Origin of the sequence: Camelimonas fluminis (genome assembly GCF_014656355.1) — a bacterium.
Taxonomy (GTDB): Bacteria; Pseudomonadota; Alphaproteobacteria; order Rhizobiales; family Beijerinckiaceae; genus Camelimonas; species Camelimonas fluminis.
The window spans coordinates 1-3,070 of the sequence record NZ_BNCG01000098.1; the positions used below are offsets into that span (position 1 = coordinate 1).

Genomic DNA, 3,070 nt, shown 5'->3' on the forward strand with positions numbered 1-3,070 from the left:
TTCAGCAGCCAGATCCACCGCAAGAAGCCGAAGGGCCGCCCGATGCCCGCGCACATCGCACGGGCCAACGGTAAGCGTTCCGTTATCCGGGCTGCGGTTGAGCATGTCTTCGCGGCGCAGAAGCATCGGATGGGGCTGGTGGTTCGCACCATTGGCATGGCGCGGGCCCGGCTGAAGATCGGCATGGCCAATCTGGCCTACAACTTCACCCGGCTTGCCTGGCTTGAAGGGAGAAGTGCGCCCGCATGATGCCTCAAGGCCGCCTTTGACGGTCCAAAGGCGACAATCAAGCGAAACAGGGCGGCCAATCGGCGCCTCCGGGAGGCTCTCGAAAACTCAACGGGAGCGGATAAGCACGTTTTTCGAGGTGTCCAGCTCCTGACGCAAGTGCATCCGGCGGATGATGTTCAAAAGTCCCATGTGGATCACTCCGTTGCCCCCGTCGCTATCCGGCAGGGGGGAAGGGTCACATGGCTCAATTCTCAGTGGAAATTACCCGAGAAACCGGCTCAGTTCTGGGTGAAAAACAACACTCACGCGCCAAAGCTCTCGGCAGAGCCGCCCTGCCACGTAACTGGTCACACGCACTCGCGTATAACCTGGCTTTATGCGCGAACGCGTATAGTCTGACCGCCCTACGGCGGCGCCACCCTCTAGCTTTGTACAAAATTATGGCCATGATCAGCCTTTATGACCAATCAAATGAACAAAACTTGACTATCCACCGACCTTATGGCAGAATGTACAAAATTTTGGACATGATCAGGCCTCACGTCCACTCAAATGAACACACAGGTATAACCGTGCCCCGTCAGAGAAGCTACTCCAGAGTCACGCACCAGGCGCTCGCCATGCTCGGCAAGCTGATCCGCGTCGGCCGTGCCCAGCGCGGCCTGACCGCGCAGGAACTGGCGGACCGCGCCGGCATCAGCCGCACGACCCTGTCCAGCATCGAAAAAGGCGCGCCGGGTCCCGAGATCGGCATCGTCTTTGAGGTCGCTTCAATCGTCGGCGTGCGCCTGTTCGACTATGACGAGCGCACGCTCCAGATGCACAATGCCCGCCTCGACGAAAAACTGACGCTGCTGCCCAAGAGCGTCCGCCACACGGTGAAAGAGGTCGATGATGACTTCTAAGGCGGATGCTACCGAAGCCTTTGTCTGGATGTGGCTGCCCGGGGAAACAGAGCCGGTGGTTGCCGGCCGCCTCGACCAGGACGGCGAGCGCCTGCTTTATACCTACGGCGCCAGCTACCGCCGCCGTAAGAGCGCCATTCCCATCTACGAGCCGGAGCTCCCCCTCCAGGAAGGCGTCATTGCACCCATCAACGGCCTCCAGATGGCCAGCTGCATTCGCGACGGCTCGCCGGACGCGTGGGGCCGACGCGTCATCATCAACAGGCTGACGGGCAAAAGGCCCGACGCTGCCGGCGTACCCGAGATCAGCGAGCTGACCTTCCTGCTGCAGTCAGGCTCCGACCGCATTGGCGCCCTCGATTTTCAGGCATCGGCCACAGAGTATGTCCCCCGCCTTGCCGCACAGGCATCGCTTGACGAACTCATGGAGGCAGCCGCCCTTATTGAAAAAGGCGTCCCCCTAACCCCGGCGCTCGACCAGGCCCTTAATCACGGCACGTCGATCGGCGGCGCTCGCCCGAAGGCGCTCATCGACGACGGCGCGAAGAAGTTCATCGCAAAATTCTCAGCCGCCAACGACACCTACAGTGTCGTGAAGGCCGAATTCATCGCGATGAAGCTGGCATCTGCCTGCGGGCTCAACGCAGCGCCCGTGTCGATGACCCATGCCGCCCATAAGGATGTGCTGCTGATCGAGCGTTTCGACCGCACGCTAACAAAGGATGGTTGGACACGGCACGCTATGGTCTCAGCCCTGACCATGCTCGGCCTTGATGAGATGATGGCCCGCTACGCTTCCTACGAAGACCTAGCCGAGCTCATCCGCCACCGCTTCACGGATCCCAAGGACACGCTGAAGGAACTCTACGGGCGGATCTGCTTCAACGTGCTGTGCGGCAACACCGACGACCACGCCCGCAACCATGCCGCCTTCTGGGACGGCAGAATGCTCACGCTCACGCCCGCCTATGACATCTGCCCGCAAGGCCGCACAGGCAGTGAAGCCACGCAGGCCATGCTCATCAAGGGCGAGGGCCGCGCCAGCACGCTCGCCACTCTGCTCGCCGCCGCGCCGGATTATCACCTGAAAGAGGCGGAAGCCGCCGCGCTGATCGAGCATCAGATCGCAACCATCGCCAACCTCTGGCAAGAGGTCTGCGACGAAGCAGACCTCAACCCCGTCGACCGCAAACTGTTCGCCGGACGCCAGTTCCTCAACAGCTACGCCCTGGAAGGCCTCGATAACCACAAGGCGCTGCAGGATACCTTCCGCGCCGCGCACAACACGCTGCTCGCAAGCACAGGCGCCTGACGATGACAGCGCCACAGCAGCTCAAAAGACGCGCCTGGCCACTCGCGGCAAGCGGATACGCACCACGGTGCATGACAAGGCCGCGCCTTGTCCACGCGACCATGTCAACCGCATCTTCCATGCCCCAGCCCCGAACAGGCTTTGGCTTTCGGACTTCACCTACGTCAGCACCTGGTCAGGCTTCGTCTATGTAGCCTTCGTCATCGATGCTTATGCCCGTCGCATCGTTGGCTGGCGCGTGAGCCGGACAGCGCATGCGGGCTTCGTGCTCGACGCACTTGAACAGGCCCTGCATGAACGGCGGCCTGTTCACAGGAGCGGTCTTGTGCATCATTCCGACAGGGGATCGCAGTATGTCAGCATCCGCTACACCGAGCGTCTGGCGGAAGCTGGCGTCGAGCCGTCCGTCGGCAGCGTCGGCGACAGTTATGACAACGCTCTCGCCGAGACGATCAACGGCCTCTACAAGACAGAGGTGATCCACCGCCGCGGGCCATGGCGCAGCTTGGCCAGCCCCGCCGCTATACCCCGCCGCCTGCCTTCTTTCCCCCTTCCTCGCGCGGTGCGTGTTCCACGGGATGGTGGGCACTGATTCCACCGGATGATGGGCGCGCGTTCCACG

Annotated in this window: 2 protein-coding genes and 2 pseudogenes; all 4 read left to right on the forward strand. The window is 62.0% G+C overall.

Annotation, left to right across the window (positions count from 1 at the left end):
• A pseudogene (locus IE243_RS22365) lies at positions 1 to 249 on the forward strand (IS5/IS1182 family transposase); the annotation flags it as partial.
• Positions 250 to 851: 602 nt separating this feature from the next.
• On the forward strand, positions 852 to 1,136 hold the full coding sequence (locus IE243_RS22370; RefSeq protein ID WP_191321497.1) for a helix-turn-helix transcriptional regulator: 285 nt from the start codon (positions 852 to 854) through the stop codon (positions 1,134 to 1,136).
• A complete protein-coding gene (locus IE243_RS22375; RefSeq protein ID WP_191321498.1) occupies positions 1,126 to 2,448 on the forward strand; it encodes a type II toxin-antitoxin system HipA family toxin in 1,323 nt (440 codons plus the stop codon). Before IE243_RS22370 ends, IE243_RS22375 begins: the two co-directional genes overlap by 11 nt.
• A 43-nt stretch (positions 2,449 to 2,491) precedes the next feature.
• Positions 2,492 to 2,953 (forward strand): annotated as a pseudogene (locus IE243_RS22380) (IS3 family transposase); the annotation flags it as partial.
• Positions 2,954 to 3,070 lie beyond the last annotated feature (117 nt).

Excerpts from the sequence above, each read along its gene's own strand:
- IE243_RS22370 (WP_191321497.1), top strand. The coding sequence starts at position 852 with ATGCTCGGCAAGCTGATCCGCGTCGGCCGTGCCCAGCGCGGCCTGACC.
- IE243_RS22375 (WP_191321498.1), top strand. The coding sequence starts at position 1,126 with ATGACTTCTAAGGCGGATGCTACCGAAGCCTTTGTCTGGATGTGGCTG.